Annotated in this window: 17 protein-coding genes; 15 read left to right on the top strand and 2 right to left on the bottom strand. The window is 28.6% G+C overall.

The genetic code is table 11. The features are described 5' to 3' along the window. Window positions 1-15: 15 nt before the first annotated feature. The 9 genes from K7H06_RS15725 to K7H06_RS15685 are packed head-to-tail and all read left to right on the top strand — an operon-like array spanning window position 16 to window position 13,966. Complete coding sequence (locus tag K7H06_RS15725) at window positions 16-1,116, top strand: phage late control D family protein (RefSeq protein ID WP_223036979.1); 1,101 nt, start codon at window positions 16-18, stop codon at window positions 1,114-1,116. Beyond that, entirely contained in the window at window positions 1,113-1,862 is a 750-nt protein-coding gene (locus tag K7H06_RS15720) for a phage baseplate assembly protein V (protein WP_223036978.1), read from the top strand. The genes K7H06_RS15725 and K7H06_RS15720 overlap by 4 nt, the downstream gene beginning before the upstream one ends. Before the next feature lie 16 nt (window positions 1,863-1,878). Continuing rightward, window positions 1,879-2,289 carry a GPW/gp25 family protein gene (locus tag K7H06_RS15715; RefSeq protein ID WP_246637553.1) on the top strand — a complete coding sequence of 137 codons (411 nt, stop codon included), beginning with the start codon at window positions 1,879-1,881 and terminating at the stop codon, window positions 2,287-2,289. An 18-nt stretch (window positions 2,290-2,307) separates the two neighbouring features. Then, complete coding sequence (locus tag K7H06_RS15710; protein ID WP_223036977.1) at window positions 2,308-5,322, top strand: baseplate J/gp47 family protein; 3,015 nt, start codon at window positions 2,308-2,310, stop codon at window positions 5,320-5,322. 28 nt (window positions 5,323-5,350) lie between these two features. Next, the gene (locus K7H06_RS15705; RefSeq protein WP_223036976.1) at window positions 5,351-7,537 is read left to right on the top strand and encodes a baseplate J/gp47 family protein; all 2,187 of its coding nucleotides are present in this window, start codon (window positions 5,351-5,353) and stop codon (window positions 7,535-7,537) included. 25 nt (window positions 7,538-7,562) lie between these two features. Further along, window positions 7,563-8,639: a phage tail protein gene (locus K7H06_RS15700; protein WP_223036975.1), complete on the top strand. Its 1,077-nt coding sequence runs from the start codon at window positions 7,563-7,565 to the stop codon at window positions 8,637-8,639. Window positions 8,640-8,665: 26 nt separating this feature from the next. Beyond that, window positions 8,666-10,453 carry a hypothetical protein gene (locus K7H06_RS15695; RefSeq protein WP_223036974.1) on the top strand — a complete coding sequence of 596 codons (1,788 nt, stop codon included), beginning with the start codon at window positions 8,666-8,668 and terminating at the stop codon, window positions 10,451-10,453. A gap of 20 nt (window positions 10,454-10,473) precedes the next feature. After that, on the top strand, window positions 10,474-10,980 hold the full coding sequence (locus K7H06_RS15690; RefSeq protein ID WP_223036973.1) for a GNAT family N-acetyltransferase: 507 nt from the start codon (window positions 10,474-10,476) through the stop codon (window positions 10,978-10,980). 22 nt (window positions 10,981-11,002) lie between these two features. Continuing rightward, window positions 11,003-13,966, top strand: coding sequence for an MFS transporter (locus K7H06_RS15685; protein WP_223036972.1), 2,964 nt, complete (start codon window positions 11,003-11,005; stop codon window positions 13,964-13,966). 9 nt (window positions 13,967-13,975) lie between these two features. On the opposite strand, the gene K7H06_RS15680 is transcribed toward K7H06_RS15685, so the two are convergent. Next, window positions 13,976-14,800: a protein kinase family protein gene (locus tag K7H06_RS15680; protein WP_223036971.1), complete on the bottom strand. Its 825-nt coding sequence runs from the start codon at window positions 14,798-14,800 to the stop codon at window positions 13,976-13,978. A gap of 137 nt (window positions 14,801-14,937) precedes the next feature. Here K7H06_RS15680 and K7H06_RS15675 point away from each other — a divergent pair, with 137 nt between their 5' ends. From K7H06_RS15675 to K7H06_RS15650, 6 genes are read left to right on the top strand one after another with little or no spacing between them, the layout of a single operon-like run. Continuing rightward, window positions 14,938-17,688 (top strand): adenylate/guanylate cyclase domain-containing protein, encoded by a 2,751-nt coding sequence (locus tag K7H06_RS15675; RefSeq protein ID WP_223036970.1) that lies wholly within the window; start codon window positions 14,938-14,940, stop codon window positions 17,686-17,688. Window positions 17,689-17,712: 24 nt separating this feature from the next. Then, window positions 17,713-19,200: an MORN repeat-containing protein gene (locus K7H06_RS15670; protein ID WP_223036969.1), complete on the top strand. Its 1,488-nt coding sequence runs from the start codon at window positions 17,713-17,715 to the stop codon at window positions 19,198-19,200. Beyond that, the gene (locus K7H06_RS15665; protein WP_223036968.1) at window positions 19,197-20,327 is read left to right on the top strand and encodes a TolC family protein; all 1,131 of its coding nucleotides are present in this window, start codon (window positions 19,197-19,199) and stop codon (window positions 20,325-20,327) included. The genes K7H06_RS15670 and K7H06_RS15665 overlap by 4 nt, the downstream gene beginning before the upstream one ends. A 12-nt stretch (window positions 20,328-20,339) precedes the next feature. Next, window positions 20,340-20,909 carry a Pvc16 family protein gene (locus K7H06_RS15660; protein ID WP_223036967.1) on the top strand — a complete coding sequence of 190 codons (570 nt, stop codon included), beginning with the start codon at window positions 20,340-20,342 and terminating at the stop codon, window positions 20,907-20,909. 10 nt (window positions 20,910-20,919) lie between these two features. Next, a complete protein-coding gene (locus K7H06_RS15655) occupies window positions 20,920-21,705 on the top strand; it encodes a hypothetical protein (protein WP_223036966.1) in 786 nt (261 codons plus the stop codon). A gap of 4 nt (window positions 21,706-21,709) precedes the next feature. After that, complete coding sequence (locus K7H06_RS15650) at window positions 21,710-22,096, top strand: DUF4280 domain-containing protein (protein ID WP_223036965.1); 387 nt, start codon at window positions 21,710-21,712, stop codon at window positions 22,094-22,096. Here K7H06_RS15650 and K7H06_RS21255 read toward each other — a convergent pair. Further along, a complete protein-coding gene (locus tag K7H06_RS21255; RefSeq protein WP_246637552.1) occupies window positions 22,093-24,276 on the bottom strand; it encodes an AAA family ATPase in 2,184 nt (727 codons plus the stop codon). The genes K7H06_RS15650 and K7H06_RS21255 overlap by 4 nt on opposite strands. Window positions 24,277-24,397 lie beyond the last annotated feature (121 nt).

The raw sequence follows: 24,397 nt of genomic DNA, 5'->3' as shown, positions 1-24,397 counted from the left end.
GAGTGTGAATGAGAGATGGATAAAAAACAATATAAATTTGAAAATTTAGAGAAAAAATATGATGGTTTTAGAGTTCCTGCTATAAAAGTAAAAATAAACGGAAAGGTTTTAACAAAATCTCATCCGTTTATTACAGAAATAGACGTTGATTTAGGCATTGGATATGAAGCCAGCGCATGTACTTTTTTTGTGAGGCATATTTACGATAAAGTAAATAGAAAATTTAATAGTGAAATGATGAAAAAATATTTTAAGCTAGGAAATATTGTTGAAATCGAATTAGGATATATAAAAGCTATCAGTGTTTTTAAGGGATATATTTCATCTATTCATACAAATTTTACAGGAGGAGAAGCACCTTACTTGGAAATTCAATGTATGGATGGAAAAGGAATTATGATGAATAATATGAGGTCAGAAAAAAAATCATATAAAAAATATAGTGATGCAGCGAAAAACGTACTAGGAAAATATAGTAAACTCGTAAAAAAATCTAAAATAGACCCGACTCCAAAGTTGGAGAGAACTATCGAGCAATTTAGAGAGAGTGATTATGATTTTGTTGTAAAGCTAGCCAAAGAAATAAATTATGAGTTTTTTATACTACGGGGAACAGCATATTTCAGAAAGCCTAGAGCAATAAAAACGCCTATTATACAACTTGAATGGGATAAAAATCTAATCAATTTTTCTAGGGAAATAGGATTAGCAGAGCAAATATCAGAAGTCACAGTGAAAAATTACAATGAAAAGGAAAAAAAAGTTATAAAAGGAACAGCTAATAAAATTATAAAAGCAGGAAAAGGAAAAAAAACAGCAAAGAAAACATCTAGTTTGATCAATGAAACGACTAAAATTGTAATAATAGATTCTTCTATAAAAACAGAAATAGAAGCAAAAAAGAGAGCAGAAGCAGAATTAGATAAAATCTCTATGAAGTTTGTTACCGTAAGAGGAGAATGTATAGGATTGCCTGAGATTATACCTGGTAGATATATAAGATTATCTAAGCTTTCACCAGAGATCAATAATGATTACTATATTTTAAAAGTAAACCATAGAGTGGATGCATCCGGATTTATAACATCTTTTGAAGCAGGAGTGAATATGATATGAGTATTTATGATTTGCTTGATAATGAAAAAAAAGAGTATAACCCTATTGCTTATGGCGTTACCATAGGAATTGTAACAAACAATAAAGATCCAGATAAGTTAGGAAGAGTAAAGGTAAGGCTTTTAAATCGAGATATGGATAACTATGAGACAGATTGGATAAGAATTGTAACTTTAATGGCTGGCAAAAAAATGGGAACCTTTTTTTTACCAGAGGTAAATGATGAGGTACTGATAGCCTTTGGAGAAGGAAATATACATAAACCTTATGTAATAGGAGCTTTGTGGAATGGGAAAGATTCGCCTCCAGTAACGAATGAAGATGGGAAAAACAATATAAGAAAGATTAAGACTAGAAATGGTAGTGAGATTATTTTTAATGATGAAGAAAATAAAGAAAGCATAGAGATTCATACACCTAAGAAACAAAGCATTCTAATGGATGATGAAAAAGAAATGATAAAAATCTATGATAAAAATAAAAAAAATTTATTAGAAATAGATATAAAAAAGGGACAAATCCATATAAAAGGCGATAAGAAAATTATTGTTGAATCTGGATCAACAAATATTGAAATGAATGGGAGTTCCAACAATATTAAAATTGAAAGTAGTACTTCTTTAAAGATTAAATCCCAAAAGATAGATATGGAAGCTAGTGGACCTATGAAAATCAAAGCAGCTTCATTAAATATTCAATCGGATGCTACATGCAATATCAAAGGAGCGATTGTGAAAATCAATTAACTAGGAGTGAGTAGGATTGGAGGATTCAAAAAGTTTTCTAGGAAGAGGATGGAAATTTCCTGTTGAAGTGGATTCGAAAAGTGGCAAAATCAAAATGGTTACATATGAAGAGGACATTCAAGAAGCTATAAAAATTATTTTAATGACCCAAAAAGGAGAACGGGTCATGAGACCGGATTTTGGTTGTAATATGCATGATTATGTATTTAGCATACCAGATTATACTACCCTTAACCTCATGGAATCTGAAATTCGACAAGCCCTTATCAATTGGGAACCCAGGATAGAAGAGGTAGATGTGAATATTCATGTAGATGGGGAAGAGGCCAATAAGCTATGGATAAATATTGATTATGTGGTGAGAAGGACGAATAATCCATTTAATTTAGTATATCCATTTTATTTAAATGAAGGAATTGGAAGGTAATTGATTGGATGTGATGAAATGATACCACCTAATATTGATCATAGAACAAAAAAAGAATTAATAAAGCAATTCAAAGAATTATCGAAGACATATACTCCTGAATGGAGATTTAATGTAGACCAGCCTGATGCGGGAACTTCTTTAGCAATGATCTTTATAGATATGTTTGAACAAATGATTTATCGATTGAATAAGACACCCTATAAAAATTATATTTCTTTTCTAAATATGATAGATACAAAATTTTTATCTATTATACCAGCAGAAGGATATATTACCTTTAAATTAAGTACAGGAATGAAAGATGGTATTTATATAAAAAAAGAAACCCAAGTATTTGCTGTAAATAAGGATATAGATGAAAGAATTATATTTGAGACTTTAGGGGATATTTTTGTAATCCCTACTCCAATAAAAGAAATTTATGGGGTTAGCCCTAAAAGAGATGAAATTGTGCATATAAATACAATGCAAGAGGATGAACAACTAAAGGAAAATTTTTATTTTTTTAATTTTGATGAAGGAAACAATTTGCAAGAACGTATCTTGTTTTTGTGTAGTAAGGACGTTTTTAATATCAATGGAAATTCAGAAATTGTTTTATCTTTTCATCATAATCAATATGTAGATGAAGAAATGAAGATTTCTAAAATTTTAGGAGATGAAAAAATCGTTGAATGGTTTTATATGAATGAAAAAGGATTGCATCCATTTCAGCAGATTAGGGCCATAGATAATAAAATTATATTGCACAAAAAAGATAAAAATGCTATTTCATTACAAGAAGTAGAAGACTTTGAAAATCGTTGGATTATTTGTAAGCTAAAGAAGCAATCTTGCATAAAGAATATGGAGGCAAGTAGTATAAGAATAAAAGTAAGGAATCATGATGTATTGCCAGATACAATTTTTGTAAATGATTTAGAACAGCCTGTAAATAATTTTTATGCTTTTGGTGAACGGTTTTTAACTTATGATACTTTATATATTTCAAGTGAAGAAGTGTTTTCTAAAAAAGGTGCAAGTATCACATTATCTATAGATTTTTGTATTGAAAAAAAAGAAATAGAAGTGAATTTTCCTGAAAAAGAAATCAATTGGAAATTAATTATGAAAAAATCGGATTTTAGAGAACCTGAAAAATTTGAAATAAGTATATCTAAGGTTTCTTGGGAATATTGGAATGGAAAAGGGTGGGCTAGACTATTTATAGAAGATGAATACGATACAGTTTTTCATACGGAAAAAGAAGCAAGTAAAAGGATTCGATTCAAATGTCCTATGGATATGGATAAAACCTTTGTAAATACCCATGATTCTTATTGGATTAGGGTAAGAGTGATTAAGCTTGAAAATATGTTTAAAACCTATGGATATTATTTATCTCCATTTGTAAAAAAAATGAAATTATCCTATGATTATTCAATGATGCAATTGCCAGAAAAAATATTGCAAAAGAGTAATATGAAAATAGAGGATTTGACAAAAAAAATAATTGATACAAAAGAAAATATTGTTGTATTTCCTACTATAGATCCCATGTGTCCTGCTATATATATTGGTTTTGATCATCCCCCAATAGGAAAACCTATTAAACTGTTTTTTTTGTTAAATCAAAATCAATTTCATGAAATGCCTATATTAGAATGGCAGTATTTTTCAAAAACAGGAAATGAAAAGGATTGGAAAAATTTAAGTGTTTTTGATGAAACGGAGTATTTAAAAAAAAGCGGGATCGTTACTTTTGTAGGACCTATGGATTTTGAAAGAAATAATTTATTTGGAAAAGAATTATATTGGATTAGATTAATAGATCAGTTAGGAAAGTATAATGATTTGAATGAAGGATTTCAATATCCAAATATTAAGAATATTTTTCTGAATACAATAGAAATTTCACAAAAAGAAACGATAGAAGAATTTTTTTCTGTTTTTCCACAGGAAGAAAATAAGGTTTGTGAATTATTAAATAAAAAAGTAACCAATCAAGAGGTATGGGTAAATGAATATGGCTATTTAAATGAGCAACAAATGAATCAGTTTATAGAGAATAAAAAATTTGAATTATATAGGGAAAAGGATGAAGAAGGAATTGTAAAAGAGATATGGGTAAAATGGAAGCCTGTAGAATCTTTTATCTCATCAGATGAAAATGATCGGCATTATACCATAGATTCATTTGAAGGAAAAATATTTTTTGGAAATGGTAAAAACGGAAAAATTCCTGTGGCACAGGAAGCTGATAGTATTAAGGTGAAATATAGTGTGAGTCAAGGGAGTCTTGGAAATGTAAAGTCTTTTGCAATAGATAGTGTAGATAGTACCATTGCATATATAGATAAGATTTTTAATGTACAGGATACGATGGGAGGGTGTGATCGAGAATCACTAGAAAATGCTATTATTAGAGGACCGCAAAAGCTAAGGCATTTAAATAAGGCAGTAAGTAATAATGATTTTGAAAATTTAGCAGCAGAAGCATCAAGAAAGGTGCAAAGTGTTAAGTGTTTTTCAAATGTAAATGACAAGAAGAAGAAAGAACCAGGATGTATTACATTAGTTGTATTACCAAAGGACTACAATGATTTAGCTCATCATTTTTATAAACTGAAAAATAGGATTGAGGAGTATCTAAAAGAAAGAATGCCAAGTACATTGATTTTTTCAAATAAGCTATATATTGTAGAAACAGATTATGTGGAAATTTCAGTTTATGCACAGATTACTACAGAAAATATAGAAGATTGTTTTGAATTAGAACAAAAAATTGCAGAGAAAGTAAAACAATTTTTAAATCCTTTGGAAGGAAACTACAAGAAGAGTGGTTGGCAAATCGGTCAGATTCCAAATAAAATGATGATTTATAATTATATAAAATCATTAAAAAAAGTAAGGTCTATAGATAGAATAAATATTTTTGCCAATTTTATTAGTAGAAATAAGAAAAAAGAAATTGATATAGATGTATTTAAAAATAAGGAATTTGCTGTTGTGGTGAGTGGCCAGCATAAAATAAATGCAATCATAAAATAAGCTATTGCAAATAGAAGGTGGTGATTTTATGTTACCTTTACCCAATCTTGATGACCAAGAATTTATAGATATTTTAGAGGAATCAAAAAAATTGATCCCTAGATATGCTCCACAGTGGACGGATGAGAATGTTCATGATCCGGGGATAACCTTTTTAGAGTTGTTTGCTTGGTTAAAAGAGATGCAACAATATTATATGGACCAAATTAGTCAAAAAAGTAAATATAAATTTTTAAAGCTTTTAGGAGTAAAACCTTTTTGTGCATCTCCTTCTAAAATAAATGTGGAAGTAGAATTTAAAAGCATGAAACCTTGTATCCTATTGCCTCAAAAGTTAAAATTTTTAGCTGAAGATATTCACTTTGAAATAGAAAAAGAAGTGAAATTATATAACAATATAATCGAAAAAATCATTGTGGTAAATGAGGGGATTTTTAAAGATGTAACCAATATAAATATTGATCGAGAGATTGCTTATTATGCTTTTGGGAAAAATCCTAAAGTAGGAAATGAAATATATATAGGAATGCACAATCCATTATGGTTAAAGGATAAGGTATCTATATTCTTCCATATTTACGATGAATATAATATAAAAAGAAACAAAATCCCAAGAGATTTTGAGAAACTTGCTCAGATAAATTGGAAAATTTATGGAAATCAGGAGGGCAAGGAAGATTGGTATTCTTTAGAAATACTAGAAGATGATACACATTCTTTTTTACAAAGCGGAAATATAACTTTTAAAGAAGTTCCTCATATAGAACAAGAAAGAAGATGTTTATTTGAAAAAGAAGAGTTGTATTGGATAAAAGGAGAATTGCATCAGAGCTTTTATGATGTATCGCCTAAAATTGAAAAGGTTAGCTTTAATGTATTTGAAGCAATTCAAAAAAATACATATTGTGAATATATAGATGTACCTATGCAAAATTTAGAACAGGGAATGGTGAAAATAGACTCGTATTTAGGAATATATGGAGACACTCAAGTGCAAATGAAAGTAAAGGACCATGAGTGGATATTTGTTGATGAGTTTGTAAAAAAAGATATTGATGAGAAAAATAATGTTTGTATCATAGAAATAGATAAAAAAATAATCAATAAAATGAATTTATTAGATCAATCATGGTGGAGAATGATTCATTATGATAAGGAATTTAAACAAAAAAGAATAATAGGAGAAAGTAATGGATTACCTAATCAAATCATTGAATTACCAGATAAAGAAATCGTATATGATGATTTTCAACTACAAGTAGGAAGAATAAATGAAGAGCATCAATATATATGGGAAGATTGGGAAAAAGTAGAAGACTTAGAGACATCAAAACCAAGAGATTCTCATTATATGTTAGATGAAGACCTAGGGATTATCCAGTTTGGAGATAATGAACATGGAAAAATTCCTTATATAGGACAGCAAAATATAGCTGTTATTGCCTATGGAATTAGTAATGGAGAGCAGGGAAATATTAAGACAAAAGATTTGATGATAGTATCCAATGAGGAATATATAGAAGAGATCAAAGCAAATAATTGTGGATTGATACAAATAGGAAAAGATAAAGAAACTATTGAAGAAGCTAAGTTAAGAATGGAAAAAGAATTGAATGGATCTTATAGAGCTATTACAGAAGTTGATTATGAAAATATTGTTCTTTCAACGCCAGGGCTAAGAATTGCTAGAGTAAAAGTGTTATCACTATATAGACCCGGCTTGCTAGGATATCCAAATAAAAAAGCAGAAAATTGTATAACATTAGTAGTTGTTCCTTATAGCGATGAAGAACGACCCATATTAAATAAAATGCAAAAATTAAATATTCAAAAATATATCAATGAATATAGATTAATTACTACAGAAGTACATGTCATGTCTCCAAAATATATTGGGATTACTGTATATGGAGAAGTAGTAGTAAAACCTTATTATAGAAATGGAATAGAAAGTATAAAAAAAGAACTAAAGAAGTTTTTAAACCCAATTGATTCGATTCATCAAAAAAATCAATGGCAGTTTGGAGATACAGTGCATAGAGGGAAACTTTATGATTTAGTCAATGGATTAGGTTGTATAGAATATGTAAAGCGTTTATCCATTAGTGCGAGTGGAACGGAATTTCATAAAAACTCTAATGGAGATATAGAAATTCCTTATTATGGATTAGCTTATTTCAAAGAATGTTATATAGAAATGGTAGTAGATGAATAAAGCATATAGAGGTTGGGGTGAGTTTGTGAGTGAAGAGTTAAAATATTTTTCCTTTAATCAAGATACAGATTGGTTAAAGCAGGATCATGTATGCTTATCAAAATCATTGGATAGCTGTGAAAAGGAAACTATATGGCATAGAGTTATTATGGATGCCTATATTCCAGAAGAAACATATATTAAATTTTCCTATTTTGCCAATGAAAGTAAAGAAGTAGTTTTAAATGGAGAAAGTATAAATCTTGATCAATTGATGATGGATAAAAGTATTTCCTTTCAAAAAAAGCTAGAAGTATTAGAAAATTTTTGGATAGAAAGTATATTAAATCCAATGGATGCTCTGTTACATAAAGCCAAGGGAAGATACTTATGGTATAAGCTTGAATTTGTAGGGAGTGAAGAAAGTTTTCCTTTTATAAAAAAAATGAGAATATATTTTCCAATGCAATCTTATTTAGAATACCTTCCTGAAATATATAGGGAAGATAAGAAAAGTAAAGATTTCTTACAAAGATTTTTAGGCATATTTCAAACAATGTTTTTGGATATGGAAGAAGAAATTGATCATATGCATAAATACTTTGATCCAGATATGGTCTCTAAAGATTTTTTAGAATGGCTATCTATGTGGGTGGGTATAGAAGATCATTATTTATGGACAAGAGATCAATTGAAAAAACTTGTAAAAAATGCGGTAAATCTCTATAAGAAAAAGGGGACACAAAAAGGGTTAGAAGAAGTTATTGAATTATATACAGGAGAAAAACCTTATATTATTGAACAATTTCGTGTAAAAAAATTTATGGTAGATCAATATGCTAAAAATTTATTAGAAAATTTATATGGAGATCATCCATATATGTTCACAATTCTTGTAAAAAGTGAAAGTGTTCGTACAGAAAAAGAATATATGACATTGAAAAAAATTATAGAAAAATATAAGCCAGCTTATACACAAGTTAATCTAGTTGTATTAAAGCCATTTATCTATATGGATCAGCATACATATTTAGGCGTGAATACAAGACTTACTCAGTTAATGCCATTAAGATTAGATAATGATTCAGCTATACCATTTTCAACAATTTTATTAGAGGAATAAATTATGAAATGAGAGGGGGAGTATAGGTGAGAAACCAGAAATATTTTCCGTTTGACAGAAATAAGTTTTTTTATGGTAAATTGTTAACGGTACGAGATTTTCAATCAGAACAAAAGTATTTTAATGATAAAAGAAGATTGATCAATAGAGCATTACATGGTGTGGGGATCGTATGTGGATTGGACATTATTCAAGTGGATGATCAAAGTGTTTCTTTAGAAATGGGTGTAGCATTAGATTATGGAGGAAGGGAAATTGTAGTTGATAATCCAATTATAAAAAAACTTTCTATGATAGAAGGATTTTTAGAAAATGAAAATGCGGATTATGTATATTTATGTATTGAATATGATGAAGAGGAAAAGGAGCCTATTCATGCTATGGTGAACTCTTCAGCTAAATTTGAAGATGTAAGTGAATTTAATAGATATAGAGAAGGCTACAAGCTTATCATTAAAACAGAAGAGCCAGATGAAGAAGAGTTAACCTTTAAAGGATTGGTAAGCAATACAAAAATTATTTATAAAAGTAAAGATATTACTATCAAACATATTACCCCTAGGTATGTGAATCCATTAAAGGAATTTGAACTAAAGGTGATTATCGAAAAGCATCATAGAAGTATGCCTATTTTACTGAAATATGAGTTAGATACAGATCACTTCGTTGATGAAAATGGAAACAATAAAATAAAGATTGCATTTGACGAATCTAAATTTGAAATGAAGGATCAATATGAAATTAACTATAGAATAAAAGCAAATCATGTAAAAAATGTAATAGGCAATATTCGATTAAATGAGGAATCTTTTCATCTTAAAAAAGGAGAAAAAATCTTTGGTGCAAATACAGATGGAAATAATGAAGTTTCTATTATAGAAGAAGCTCTAGATAAAAAAGTTATGATGCAGTATTATGGCATGCATATGGATCGTTTTTTAGCAAATACAGAAAAGCAAAATATTTATTTAGCTAAAATAGAATTAATCAGAGCAGGAACTTCTTATATGATTAAAAAGATTGAAAAAAATCCATTTGCACAATATGTTTTGAGTCCTTCTATTTTATCTATGATGCAAGAGATTCAAGATAGGAAAAGTGAAAAAGAAATAAAAAAAGAGGAAGAGAATAAAAAGAACAATTTTTCAAATCAAAATAATCAAGAGGAACAATTACTGATAAAAAGTGATGTACAATACAAAACAGGTACATGCACAATAAATTTTGGATTAGATCCTAAATATCATAATAGTTATTTTTCAGATGAAATTATTCATGAATTAGGCCCAGGAAATGTGTGTATCTATTTAGCAATAGAACAAAAGGAAGAAAATAGTCTTATGGAAAATCAGCTTATTTTTGGAAACTCTGATATTTTTAATAAAACAGCTTATGAGCCAAAGGAACCTAAAGTATCTTTAGGAGCAATTGCTTACGTAGATAAAGGAACCTTTAGGATAGGGGCTAAGCTTATGGATATTACGGATGCAGATGCTGTTCATATAAGATGGTGGGCATATAAAAAAGATATGGAAAACTTAAGAGAACATGATCAATCAATGGATATAAGGATCTCAATAAAACCAGATGCCATAACAACAGCGCCAAGAGGACGAGTGAACTTTACAGCTGAGGTAAAAGGAATAGATGAGCAAACATGTAAATGGAGTGTAAAAGAAGAGGATGGAGGCGTCATTGATGAGAATGGTGTTTATATAGCACCTAGTAAAGAAGGAGTATATGAAATTATTGCTCAAAGTGAAATAGATGAAACGAAAGAAGCCTCTGCATTTGTAGTTGTGGAGTATAAATAATAGAACTGAGGGATGTGATGATGTACAATTTATATGGTTATCTTTGTAATTATCCAATATATATTTTAGAGGATATAGAAATGGCTATAAAGGCTGCTCAGTTTTTTACAAGAAAAGATTCCTTTGGTACATATTTAACTAGAGGCGAATTAGAAAATGCTCATATACATCCAGTTGAGAGTTTAGGGGATGAGAAAAGCAGATATTGGTATGTGCTAGATGGAGATGAGATGATTGCTTGTGCTGGAGTAAAAGAAGCAGAGCATAAAAATGGTATTTTTTTAGGAACCTTTAATTCTATAAAAAAAGAATATCGAGGAAATGGAATAGGAGAAAAATTATTGCAAATAACCATTGAATTTGTAAAAAATAGTGAGGGTAGAGGCCTTCTAATAGATACATCTGATAAAGAATCTTATTGTACAATAAGATGTTTATTAAAAAAAATAGGTTTTCAGCAGGTAGGAAGATTTCCAGATTATTATGAAGCAGGTGAAGATGCTCTTTGGTATTATTTAAACATCTAGTGAGGGGAAGAGAAGATGAAAAATGAGAAAAAATAAAAATTTATTCGTCATCTTAATGATTTTATTATTGATCATTTCAATTTTTTATAATAAACAGCGGTATTTTGAAAATATATGGAGTGGTGAAAATAAGTTAGAAAATGTTTTTACAGCCATAAAGGATGTTAAAGACAATTATTATATTGTTACATCTTCTCGCTCAAAGATTATTAAAACTGCTTATGATGGGACTGTTTTAAAAGAATTTTATCGATCAAACGATTATGACAAAAATTTTTATTATGTAAATGATATAGATGTAGACGAAGATGGATATTTCTATGTATTGAGTACTTATTTTGATGAGCTGGGGAGCTTTATAGAAAGGGAAAGTATTCTTAAATACAGTCCAGATGGGGAATTTGAAAAAAAACTATACACAAAAGAATATAAAGAAGAAGACAATGTTCCATTAAATGGGAAAATAAAAAATATTAAAATCAATGATGAACGTATTGACTTTAGCTTTTGTAAGGGAAATGAGATTAAGCTATATGGTTTGAATAAAGAAACAGGAGTAATCATCAAAGAAAAAAAGCATATTTTCTTTGAAGCCGACAGCTATATATATGATATAGATATTTATCCTGATTTTAGCAAATTTATTTTTACAACAAAAGATGGAAAAGTTTATATGGGTGATTTAGAAAAACAAATTCATTCCACTATGTATAAGGAAGGAGAAAAACTTGTTATACCTTGTGAAGTACAGATTTCATCTAAAGGTAAAGTATATATCAGTGATATAGGACAAGGAAGGATTTTTTGTATAGACAAAAAATCTGTTAAAGATATTTTAAATAAAGAAATTTGTGAAAAAAAAGCATATGTAGATGATTTTTATGAATTTAAAAAGTTCAAGATTAATAAAGAAGATCATATTATTGTATGCAATAATGACAAAGTTATAGATTTTACATTAGGAAAAGGTTTGAAAATTATAGATAAATGGAAAATTTCATTAGGTAGAAGTGTATTTAATATTATTTTATGGTTGCAACTTATTGTATTGATCTATTTTATGTTTATTTTCATAAGAAAATTATACGATAAAATTAGTATGGGGAATAGGAAATTAGTAAAACAATCTGTATTGATTATTATCATGCTCATTTCTACAAGTAGTATTGTTACAAATATTGTGTATGAAAATATGGCAAGTAGATATGAAGAGAATCAATATGAAAATCTTTTGACAAAGTTAGAAATAGCAAAAAAATCTATTCATGGAAATGAATTAGAAAAATTACAATCACTTAATCAGTATAGGAGTAAGGATTTTATAGATTTAGTAAATGGATTAAATAAATGTATTACGGTAAATGATGATCTCGATTATAGTATGTATGCAGGTCTTTATAAGGTGATTAATCAAAAGGTGCATATTGTGACTTATAATGATGCAGATACAGATATGTTTCATCCCTACAATTATGATTTTAAAAATTCACCTTTTTATGAGGTATATCATAAGGGAGAGGTGTATAAAGCAAAAGAAAAAGATAATGATGGGGAATGGATGTATGTATTAGGTCCTGTTTATAATACAAAAAATGAAATTGTAGGTATTATTGAAGTAGGAAAAGATTTACTTGCTTACAAAGAAGCAAATAAGAATATGTTTAAAGCGTTATTTATGAAGTTATTAGTAATTATTACTATATTATTATTTATATTTATGGAAATGATTATTTTTGATCATAAAGTGTTAGACAAGAAGAATCAAATAAATATTTCTGGTAGGGAAAAAAATGAAGTAGATGTGGGTGTCATTAGATTTGTATGTTTTATTATGTATATGGGCATATTTATGTCTTCTACATTCTTAGTAATCTATGCTAAAAAACTTTATGAACCCCTATGGGGACTACCTGAAAATATAGTTATTGCATTACCTATGGTAATAGAAACTACACTATTAGCAATTACATCTATAGTGTATGGACATATTAAACATGCTTATAGTATGAAGATGGATATGTTATTTGGTTGTGTGGTTATGATTATAGGATCTATTTTTACAGCTAATATATCAAGTTCAATAGGATTGATTTTCAGTAGAGGTTTATTTGGGATTGGTTTTGGCTTATTTTTAATTGCTATGAGAACGTATATGTTATCAACAAAAGATGAAGAAAAAAAAGAAGCGGGTATTGTAGCTTTTTCAGCTGGAGCGTTAGCAGGAATCAATGCAGGATCTGTAATTGGAAGTATGATTGTAGGAAAAATAGGATATGCAAAAGTATTTTATGTAATTAGTGTAGTGATTGTAGTTGGTGGAGGATTTATATTTAAATTTATTAAAAATAAATTTAAATACCAACAAGAGAATGAGAAAAAGGACATTAGCTTACTTAATTTTGTTATGAACAAAGATGTATTGACATTTTTTATTTTAGAATTTCTACCATCGGCTATATGTGGTATGTTTTTATACTTTTTCTTCCCAATTTTTATTGATGAAAAAGGATTAACACCTGAAATCGTAGGTAGAGCATTCTTACTATATGGTGTATGCACTATATATTTAGGACCTTCTCTAACAAAGATTACATCTAAATATTTAGGAGCTAGAAAATCTATTATTGTTGCAGCTTTAATGTTAGCAGGGACCATGTTTATATTTGCATGGAATCATTCTATATGGATTGCCTTTATGGTAGTCATTATGTTAGGAATAACAGATAGTTTTGGATTGAACCATGAAATGGACTATTTTTCTCAATTAGATCCAGTACAAAGACTTGGAGAATCAAAATCTATGGGAGTATATAGCTTATACGAATCTTTAGGAGAAGCATTAGGACCATTAGTATATGGTATGATTATGACTTTTAGTATGCAAAAGGGAATTAGTATACTTGCAATCATGTTGGTAGTAGCTATATTGTTATTTATGATGGGTTCAAAAAATGCAGTGAAAACAAAAGAAAAAATAGAAGGATAAAATCCTTCTTTAGTCAACTTCAACGGTACCAATTTGTTTGATGGTAGGTTCAGTAGAGGTGGTGACGGATTCATACTCCCAGACGTAAAAATAGATAGCTGCAATCAAAATCATAGAAACAATTAGTATGTACTTATATTTAGCAATTTTACTAAAAAGAGTTTCTTTTTCCTCAACCTCATTGTTAGTAAGTAAATCTTTTTGTATTTGTTGAAAGGTTGCATAAATTTCAGATAAAGATTTGAATTGATGATCATATAGTTTTTCAATAAATAGTTTTAGTGGTAAAGGAAGGTTTTTTTCCTTTTCAAATATATTAGAAATAATAAAACCTATTTTATTCATAACAGCAGATGGCATAATTTGATCAGAGGATTGTACAAAATTCAGAAAGTAATTTAAATAAATTTCATTATTTGAATCTAAGTTAATGTTTTCCATATTAAGAATTTCGTATTGTATAGAATGGGGAAGTTTATTGATTTTTAATAAGCTTATGATAAAACTATTTGCAATTTTTACTTTTTCATGAAGTGTAAATTGGTTTTTAAGAAGCCCAGTACTTAATAAAGAGGATTTTTTATATTTAAAAATCAAATAAACTTTTGAATCTTTTACAAATAATTGGGAGAGCTGAGAAAATTCTTTTTGTTTATGTAATTTGATTAACAAAGGAAGATAACTATTGATGATATTTCTATTTTTATATTCATTTACTAGATAAAGTTGTTCAGATGAGGAGGAACGTTTTTTACAAATATAGGAGGAATAATATTTTGAAGATTGTATGGTTGTTAGGACAAAAAAGTTTTTATCTATACTGCTAAAAAACATATTGGTCACCTCTTAAAGAATATTTGGAAAATTATATTATAAAATCATTATAAGTGAACCCATTGAAATAAGCAAGATGGCTAATATAGATTATCTTGATATTATTTAAATAATAAAAATAATGGAGAGGGATTCTTATGAAAAAGAAAACATTAATCATTATATGCATTATTATTGCCATGGTCGCAAGTATAAAAATGAATGATTTAGGAGATTTAAAACCGAAAAATATGTATTTAGATAAGGCTGGATTTTTGTATTTTACACAATTATCCGAGAAATATATTCATATTGTAAAAGTAGATCAAAAAGGAAATATTAGCTATAACATTAAAGAGAAAAAATATAAGGACAACTATTTTTATGAATATGGAGATATGATAGTTGATGATCAAGGGCAGTTATATGTTATTCGATATATGCTAGATACGAAAACTTATTTAATCCATAAAGAACAGATTGTTAAATATGACAGGAATGGAAGAATAGATGGAATTATTTGTAGTATGGATTATACTCAATCCAATGAAAAAACATGGGAAAAGAAAATATTGTCTTTAAGATATGTAAAGGACAATATATATTTTGCTAGTGTAGATCATAAAGAAAATATTATTAATACCTATAGAATACCATTAGATAATAACGATCCAGTAGAAACAATTGAAGGATTTGAATTTAGTGATGACATATATTTTGATGAAGTTTTACCATTACGAGATGGTGGAATTATATTAATGTCAAAGCTAGGAGAAATTTATAAAATTGAACCCTCAGGGGAAAAAATAGAGATTTATCCATCTAATCAAGAAGAAAAGGAAACTATTCCTGATAGAATGCATTTAGTAGATGATAAAAATTTATATTTTACGGAAGTATCGAATATGAGTTATGTGTCTATTAAACAGGGAAAAATAAAGAAAATATATAATAAAGATGATTTATTAAAAAAAGAAAACAATATCCAATTTAATGATCTTAGAAATATAAATTTATATGATGAGAATAAACTTGTTGGAACATTTAGTAAAAATAATGAAAAAGGAATTATTTTTGGAGAATTAAATGGAGAATTTAAGACGATTAGTAAACTAAATGTTTTACCAATTCAATATATAAAAACAGGAATAATTATTTTTGGTATTTTGATAGGAATATATGTATTGATTAATGTATTGATGGGACTATTCTTAAAGAAAACAAGTGGGAAAATGCCTATTGTGTTGAAACATATTATTATTGTCATCCCTATTGTGGTCATATGTATGAGCATTTTAGGGAATAGAATGGATGTGTATTTTACAAAGGTCATAGAAGACGAGGTGAATTTACAATTATATTCTATTGCTAGAGAAGTAGCAGGAAATATAGATATGAATAGCTTAAAAAAGATAAAATCACCTAGAGCTTACAGGAATGAAGATTATATAAAAGTGTCAGAACAAATGGATAGTAATTTAGCTCGTTATGATGATTATATAAAAGATTCTTATGATAGAAAATTTTATGGAGATGTGTATCTAGTAAAAAAAGATAAAATTTATACAGGGATTTCAAGTGAAAATTGGCAGTGCTACTATCCGATTGAATATTTATATGATGAATCATACAAAAAGTTATACGATAAAGTACTAGAAAAAAAAGATGTTTGTATAGGAGAAGGGGAAGACAGCTCAGGAGAATGGATTTTTGCTTTGGCACCTATTAAAGATGAAAATGAAAATATCATAGGGATTGCTGAAATTGGAATGGGGAAGGAAATGTATAGGAGTAATTTGAAAGACATTTATATGAAGCTAATTGGATTGAATAGTATAATCACATTGATTATTGTGTTTATGTTCTTAGCCATTGTTTACTATTTGCTTAAACCCTTAAAAGAGTTGAAAATAGGAGCTAGTGAAATAGCAGTGGGAAATTTTGCTACTTCTGTGGATATTCAGACAAAGGATGAAATGGGTGATTTAGGAAAAGCCTTTAATAAGATGTCTTCTAACATACAAAATTATGTAAAAGAACTTACCCAATTGAATGAAGCATATTATAGATTTGTACCTTTTCAGTTCTTTGAACTTTTGAAAAAAGAAAATATTTTAGAGGTTGAATTAGGAGACCAAGTACAAAAAGAAATGACGATTATGTTTTCTAATATAAGGAAATTCTATGAAATTTCTAATACGATGGATGCAGAAGAGAATTTTCTTTTTATGAATAAAGTGTTTAAAACCTTTGGGCCATTGATTATTCAGAACAATGGGATTGTAGAAAGATATGATAATGCGGGGATCCTTTCTTTATATCAAAAAAATTCAGAAGATGCATTAACGGCTGCTATTGCGTTGCAAGAAAAATTGTATTTAAGAAACAAAATTAGAGATAAAGAAAATGAAAGAATACTAGATATGGGCATAGCTATTCATAAAGGAAAAATTATGCTTGGTATTATAGGACAAGAAAATAGGATGAGTGCTAAGGCTGTATCTGAAAATATTAACTTAACATTGTTATTAGAAAAATTGAGTATTAAGTATGGGGTATCTATTTTAGTAACAGAATCTGCTATAAAGGATATAGATACTACAAAGTATCATTATAGATATATAGGTAAATTGTTAGATCAAGAAAGAAAAAAAGAAATTAAGCTTTATGATTTCTTTGATGGAGATCTTTATTCTATGAAATCTAAAAAGCTACAAACAAAGAAAATTTTTGAAGATGGAATTATGTTATATACAGAGCAGCGCTTTTATGAGGCGAGAAAGAAATTCATAGAAGTTATGAAATATAATAAAGAAGATGAAGCTGCAAAAATCTATCTATTTTTATGTGAAAAGTATTACAAAAAGGAAAGCCTAGAGAATTGGAATGCTGCACTTCAAATCATATAAAAGGATAGGGGCGAAAAAAATAGGATGACCGATAAAATTAAGATGGTAGAAAAGATAGAAAAAACGATTAATTATTTTATGAAGGTTACTAAAAATTCAGCCACGAGACCTATTCGAAAAAGATATTATCAGATGAAAAAGCAATTTCAGTTTAGGTATAAAATAGGTCAATGGATTAAAAAAAATATTAATAGAATCACAAAGATGTTAGCAGGGAAACCTATTGATTTAAGTCACTATATTGCATTAGGAAATCATTATGTGGCAAAGAAGTTAATGCTGATTCTATTGATTATTATTATATGTTTACCAATGGTGTATTTTAAATACTTAAAGCCAAAGTTAGAAGGAAAGTTGTGGGTGCCTGCTTTTATAGCAAATACAGAGAATTTTAATGAGTACACAGGGCCTGCTAAATTGTTGAGTAAAGATTCAAATCTTGTATATAGTGGAGATTTGAAGGATGGAAGATGTACCGGAAAAGGAAAACTATATGATCCGGATGGAAACTTAGTATATAATGGGGAATTTCTATTAGATCAATATAGTGGAACAGGAGAAAAATATTATAGCAATGGAAAGGTATTATATAAAGGTCAATTTTTAGAAAATCAATTTGAAGGACAAGGCTCTTTATACGACGAAGAAGGAAATTTGATTTATGAAGGAAATTTTGTTCAGGGGAATTACGAAGGAAGAGGAAAAGAATATTATGAACAAGGTTCTGTAAAATATGAAGGAGACTTTTTATCTAATACATATCATGGACAGGGGTTTTTATATACGAAAGAAGAAAAATTAAAATACAAAGGACAATTTGAAAATGGAGAAATGTCAGGAGATGGAACGCTCTTTGATCAATATGGAAATATCATATATGAAGGGAATTTTTCTAGAGATTACTATGAAGGACAAGGAAAAATATATGATAAAAATGGGAATAGGGTCTATGAAGGAGAATTTAAAAAAGGAAAATATGATGGTTTAGGAATATTGTATGACAAATTAGGCAGGGAAGTTTATAAGGGGAATTTTAAAAATGGAAAAATTAATTATTTATATTATTTAGGATTATCAGCAGAGGAAGTAAGAAATTCATTTGTATTAGAGCCGACAACGGATATATTAGAAGATGAATTTTGTATGACCTATAATTCATTTAAAATTACATTTGTTTTAGATTTTGCAACGGAAGAAGAAGCCCCTAAAGTAAAGGCAATTAGATCTTGGAATGAAGAAAATTATTTTGAAACGAAGAGACAAAATAGTGCGAATCAGCTAAAAAAAATATATGGTAAGGCCGTGGAAGAAGGAGAAGTTTGGGCAAGTGAAAAAGATATTGTCCTTTTATCTAATGACTTATTGAATAAAAAAATGAATCAAGATATAAGGGATTTAAATGTTTTATATATAACGAAGTTTATTAAGGATCATTATTATGTTACTTTTTATTTTATAGATAAAAAAAGTAAAGTTTATTTATATTCAGAAGTAGAGGAGTGTAATAATTGAAAAAGATGATAAATAAGAAAATGATTGTTTTAGTTGTATTCCTGTTAACTTGTTTATCTATTTTAGGAAATGCAGAGGAACAAAGGACTGTATCTTTAGATGAAACCATTGCATTGGCAATAAAAAATAGTGATACTTTGTCTTATATGCAAACGAAATTAACAAAAAAAGGAATAGACTTAATACAGGCAAAAGAAGATATAGAAAGTGAAAAAAATGAAATAAAGGAACTTGAAAAAGAAATCATTTATACAAAGATTAAAATCAAATATGATGTAGTAATTGCCTATATGGATATGGTTTTAGAGATGGAAAAGTTAAAGGACTATAAAAAAACGCTAGAAGAATCAAAAGAAAGATTAAGTAGCTTAGAAAAAGATTTTAAGATAGGGAAAGCTTCAAAAAAAGATATAGAGGCTATGAAACAAGAAATAGATGGTTCTATAAGCAATATAAAAAAAAGCACATTGATTTTTGAAAATAAAAAGGAAGTATTAGGGATGATTGTAGGATTAGATATGAAGAAAGAGGATGATTTTGAAAAAGATTTTTCATATAAATCCATTCCCAAAAAGTTCTTAGAGAATATGAGAGAATATGCCATAGAGCATGATTTTGAATTATATAAGGTAGAACAAAAGAAAAAAAGAGAACAAGAAAAAATAAATGAATTTGTAACGAAACATGAAGATAAAATAGTCATACCGCAGGAATGGATTGAAGGGAAAAATTATGGATTAAAGGATGTAGAGGATGAAGGATATACATTGATTGGACTACTTCTTGAAAGAGATCAAGCGAAAAAAGAAGAAGAAAAAATAAAAAAAGATTTAGAACAAAAAATAAATAATACATATAATCAAGTACAGCTATTAGAAATATCCTATTTAGATGGATTAGAGAAAATTAAAAAAAACAAAGAAGCGCATGAAAAGGCGATAAAGGACAATAAAATAGGAAAAATAACAAAGGAAGAATTAGAAAATATAAAAAAAGAAGTAGAGAAAAGCGAAAGAGCTTCATTCTTAAATCTAGTTACGTATAAAAAAGCTGTGGAACGATTAAATTTAACTACTAGTGGAGCCGTTGAAAGTTTAAAGAATAAATTCGCATCTGATGAATTATAGGAGAGGATAATCATGGGAAGCTATACAGCTATTGCTGATGTAGGAAGTTCTATTATAAAATTATTAAGAGAGCATATGACGCCAGAACCTATTCAAAAAAAAGATATGATAGGACTTTGTTCACCCGTTGATAGAGGGGACTATAAGTTAGGTCTTTATTTATATGATATACAAGAAAATGGCGATTTTAGACCTATGGCTATGAAAAATATAGGGATGGATAAACAAAAATATCCGCCCCTCTCTGTAACCCTTTATTATATGCTTACAGCATATTCTAATGCAGATATAAAGTCAAAAGCAATAGATGAACATAGAATGATGGGGCGGGCAATGCAAATACTTTATGACAATGCTACATTAGATAGTAGTAAATTAGTTGGAACCTTAGGTAATAATAACGAAACAGTAGAAATTGTTCTGAATAATATGAAGCATGAAGAAAAAATAAGATTATGGAATTTTCCAAATCAACCTTATAGATTATCTATGTTTTACAAGGTAGCTCCTGTATATATTGAGTCTACTAGAATAAAACAAATTAAGAGAGTATTAGATGTAGATATTACTTTACAGGGATAAGGTGAAAAAAATGAATGAAAGAAAAATAAGGGTGAACCATAAAGTTGCATTGGCTATTTTGTGTATAGATGATTACTCTGATGAAGTGGTAAAAGGGATGAATATTAAGGTTGAGATAAAAAATTTAAATAAAAAACCTATCATAAAAAAGGATGGATATTTTATATTTACTAATATGGAAGATGCTATTTGTACGATTGTTATTACAGGTAATATTTATATGGACGAAGAAAAAACAATTGATTTAAGGGCAGTAAATCCATTAGACCCTATTGTAAAAATAAGATTAAGACCCAATAGAAGATATCCTTTAAAAAGAGGAATGACTTGTATTCTTGGAAAAATACAAAAATCTTCTAAGGGCTTAATCCGTACAAAAGTAAAGATCATTCCCCTTCACCAGAGGAACAAAATGAGAATGGTAAAGGATCTAGAGAAAAAAGATGGACAAGAAATTACCTTAAACAATCCTCAAAATGCAGATTTGACTTTAAAAAGTTTTTGGATCAATGACAGTGGAAAAGAAGAATTATGTACAATAAAAAAAGAAATAGAAAATAAAACTTATGAGTTTTATAAACCTTTAAAGTATAAACATGAGAAAGGAACAGAACTATTAAGGGTATATGATACCTATACAGATGAAAAAGGTTTTTTCATCCTATGCATAAAAGATCATAATGAAAATTTAAATAAAGCAAAAATAATTATCCAAGATGAGGATCTATTATTTGAAGATGAAATAGAATACTTATCTAGTCAAGTAAAGGACTTAGGAAGTATCCAGGTGAGGTGATAAAGTGGGGTTTTTAGTATGTTCTGGTGCAATGCTTCAATGTAGTTTTGGCAATGCACCTAGCTCATTGATGGTTACACCACAAAACAAAGTATTAACAGCTATGCCAATAGCCAATATTATGGACTATAAGCCCATGATGAATATACTTCCCTTTGGTATGTGTATGTCTTTAGCAAATCCACAAGTAGCGGCAGCTACTTCAGCTGCCCTTGGGGTATTAACCCCCATGCCATGTATACCAAATATTGTTACACCTTGGGCACCTGGTTCTCCAACTGTGCTAGTAGCCAATCAACCGGCCCTCAATCATACCTCAAAATTGGTATGCATGTGGGGCGGGATGATTCAAATCACCAATCCAGGGCAACAAACTATTCAAGTGCCTTAATCTAGAAAATAATCATACTCTCCAAAATCCTCTTTTAAGAGGATTTTTCCTTGCTTACGAAGTTCATGTTTAATGGAATACAAAATATGATTCATGCCTATAGGTTCTTTCTTATGAGCTGCTAAAAAAGCAGAAGAAACAGCAATGTTTTTTATATTTCCACCTGAAAGTTCAAATTTGTTGGAAAGAAAATCAAAGTCTATATTATTTTTTAAAGGGGTTTTTTCAGGGAAAATGGACATCCATATTTCTTTTCGGTAATTTTCACTAGGAAATGGAAAATGGATGACGTAGTTTATTCTTCTCATAAAGGCTGGATCAATGTTTTCTAAATAGTTTGTTGTCATAATGGTGATGCCTGTGTGTTCTTCCATTTTTTGAAGTAAAAAGGAGGTTTCCACATTGGCATAGCGATCATGGGAATCCTTTACTTCAGAACGCTTCCCAAATAGAGCATCGGCTTCATCAAAAAGCAATATGGTATTGCTTTTTTTTGCTTCATCAAATAATTCCTTTAAATTTTTTTCTGTTTCACCAATATATTTGCTAACCATTTGAGATAGGTCTACCTTATATATTTCTAAATACAATTCATTGGCAATCACTTGGGAAGCCATGGTTTTTCCAGTACCAGGAGGACCTGTAAACAATATACTTAAACCTTTTCCGTAAGATAATTTTTGTTCGTAACCCCATTTCTGATAAACAATATGTCTGTATTTTACTTGATTACAAGCATTTTTCATAGCTTCAAGCTGTTCATTGGGCAATATGAGATCATTCCAGTTATATATAGGATGAATAAGGGTAGCCTTTTTCTCTAAATGATGAAGAACTTGATTATAGCATGCTTTGTAGATTGTGTTTGTATCAATATTTTCTGAAGTATTTAATCGAGCAATATTTTTTGCATCTAGTAGAGCTTTTTCAATCTGATATGGGGAAAACTGGAATTTGTTTGCTAAATCTGAAAAAATCGAAGGATCATCAAAGGAATAAGACTCGCTGAAGGTTTCCCAAATCTCTTTTCGAACAGCTTGATTAGGTAGATCAAAGGAAAGATCCATAAAAGCATAGTCCAAATCTTTATCAGGCCTCCAAAGCTTTTCTGAAGTAATAAATATGATTTTTGAAAAAGTATCTAGTTCTTTCAATAATTGATCTATTTTGTATGTGGATGGATTTTCTTCATCTAGTAAAGTATGAAAATTATAAAAGCATAGGACAGCTTGCTGAAGGATAGATTCTCTACAAATATCTTTTACCAATCCCTCAAAGGAAGTATTGTTTTTTTCAAAATAAGCTAAATCAACGAATAAAGCATTTTGCTTAAAATGTTTACAAAAATGTTTTATATGTAATCTTTTGCCTATTCCTTTAGGACCGTGTAGAAAAAATAGAATATTTTCATCTAGGCTATTTTCAATAAAAGTATGAAGCTTTTTCTGGACAGCTGTATCTGTTAATAAGGAAGGCACATGATTTGTATAAAAAAATAGTTTACAATAAGCTTCTAAATTTTTGAAAGGGACACTAGGATTTAAAATAAAATCTAGAAATCTTTGTTCTAATTTGAGTTTTCGAGACAATATGGATTTTTCTGTAGTAGGAGACTCTTTAAAAAAATATTTTAAAAGCTTATTTTCTGAATGAAGGGTAGATAATAGTTTTAATTTTACAGGATGATCATCTGTAAACAATTTTAAACAAAGGTCTAGAGTAGGGAGCTTATAGGTAACATCATCTTGGAAATATCCGTAGAGTTTTTCATACTTCCTATTTATTTCTACTATTAAGCTTAATAGGAAACAATGCTTTTCAAAACTTGTTAGCTCAAATACAGTACAAATGTATTCTAAAGGCAAAAATACATTATTCCTTAGACTTTCCATTTTACGACTGTCTATATAAGCCTCAGATTTTTTGATAGCTTCTTTAATCGTATGTATTTCTTTAGAGGGATCTTTCATATTTGTATTGAAAATATTTGAAACCTCTTTATCTGATATAATTTTTTCTTTGAATGGATTATTTTTTTTGTGTGTATCACCATTTTGCTCATACAATAAATAAATTTTTAAATCTACAAGCTTCATATAGTCATTTAATTGCTCAAAATGATCTTGATAAGGTTGATCCATGAGATAGATATCAAATTTGTTTTCAAATAAATTTTTCATAGGTTCACCACGCTAACATAATTTGTAAATTTATACTATCATTCCATGATATAATAATCAAATGGTTTTAAAGATTATATCATGGAATTTTCTTTTCATTTCTATATAAATGCTATACAAT

This window comes from Crassaminicella profunda (genome assembly GCF_019884785.1).
GTDB classification, from domain to species: Bacteria; Bacillota; Clostridia; order Peptostreptococcales; family Thermotaleaceae; genus Crassaminicella; species Crassaminicella profunda.
This window is presented reverse-complemented; position numbering and strand designations above follow the sequence as displayed.

Excerpts from the sequence above, each read along its gene's own strand:
- K7H06_RS15685 (WP_223036972.1), top strand. The coding sequence starts at position 11,003 with ATGAGAAAAAATAAAAATTTATTCGTCATCTTAATGATTTTATTATTG.
- K7H06_RS15705 (WP_223036976.1), top strand. The coding sequence starts at position 5,351 with ATGTTACCTTTACCCAATCTTGATGACCAAGAATTTATAGATATTTTA.
- K7H06_RS15670 (WP_223036969.1), top strand. The coding sequence starts at position 17,713 with ATGACCGATAAAATTAAGATGGTAGAAAAGATAGAAAAAACGATTAAT.
- K7H06_RS15660 (WP_223036967.1), top strand. The coding sequence starts at position 20,340 with ATGGGAAGCTATACAGCTATTGCTGATGTAGGAAGTTCTATTATAAAA.
- K7H06_RS15690 (WP_223036973.1), top strand. The coding sequence starts at position 10,474 with ATGTACAATTTATATGGTTATCTTTGTAATTATCCAATATATATTTTA.
- K7H06_RS15720 (WP_223036978.1), top strand. The coding sequence starts at position 1,113 with ATGAGTATTTATGATTTGCTTGATAATGAAAAAAAAGAGTATAACCCT.
- K7H06_RS15680 (WP_223036971.1), bottom strand. The coding sequence starts at position 14,800 with ATGTTTTTTAGCAGTATAGATAAAAACTTTTTTGTCCTAACAACCATA.
- K7H06_RS15655 (WP_223036966.1), top strand. The coding sequence starts at position 20,920 with ATGAATGAAAGAAAAATAAGGGTGAACCATAAAGTTGCATTGGCTATT.
- K7H06_RS15725 (WP_223036979.1), top strand. The coding sequence starts at position 16 with ATGGATAAAAAACAATATAAATTTGAAAATTTAGAGAAAAAATATGAT.
- K7H06_RS15675 (WP_223036970.1), top strand. The coding sequence starts at position 14,938 with ATGAAAAAGAAAACATTAATCATTATATGCATTATTATTGCCATGGTC.
- K7H06_RS21255 (WP_246637552.1), bottom strand. The coding sequence starts at position 24,276 with ATGAAAAATTTATTTGAAAACAAATTTGATATCTATCTCATGGATCAA.
- K7H06_RS15710 (WP_223036977.1), top strand. The coding sequence starts at position 2,308 with ATGATACCACCTAATATTGATCATAGAACAAAAAAAGAATTAATAAAG.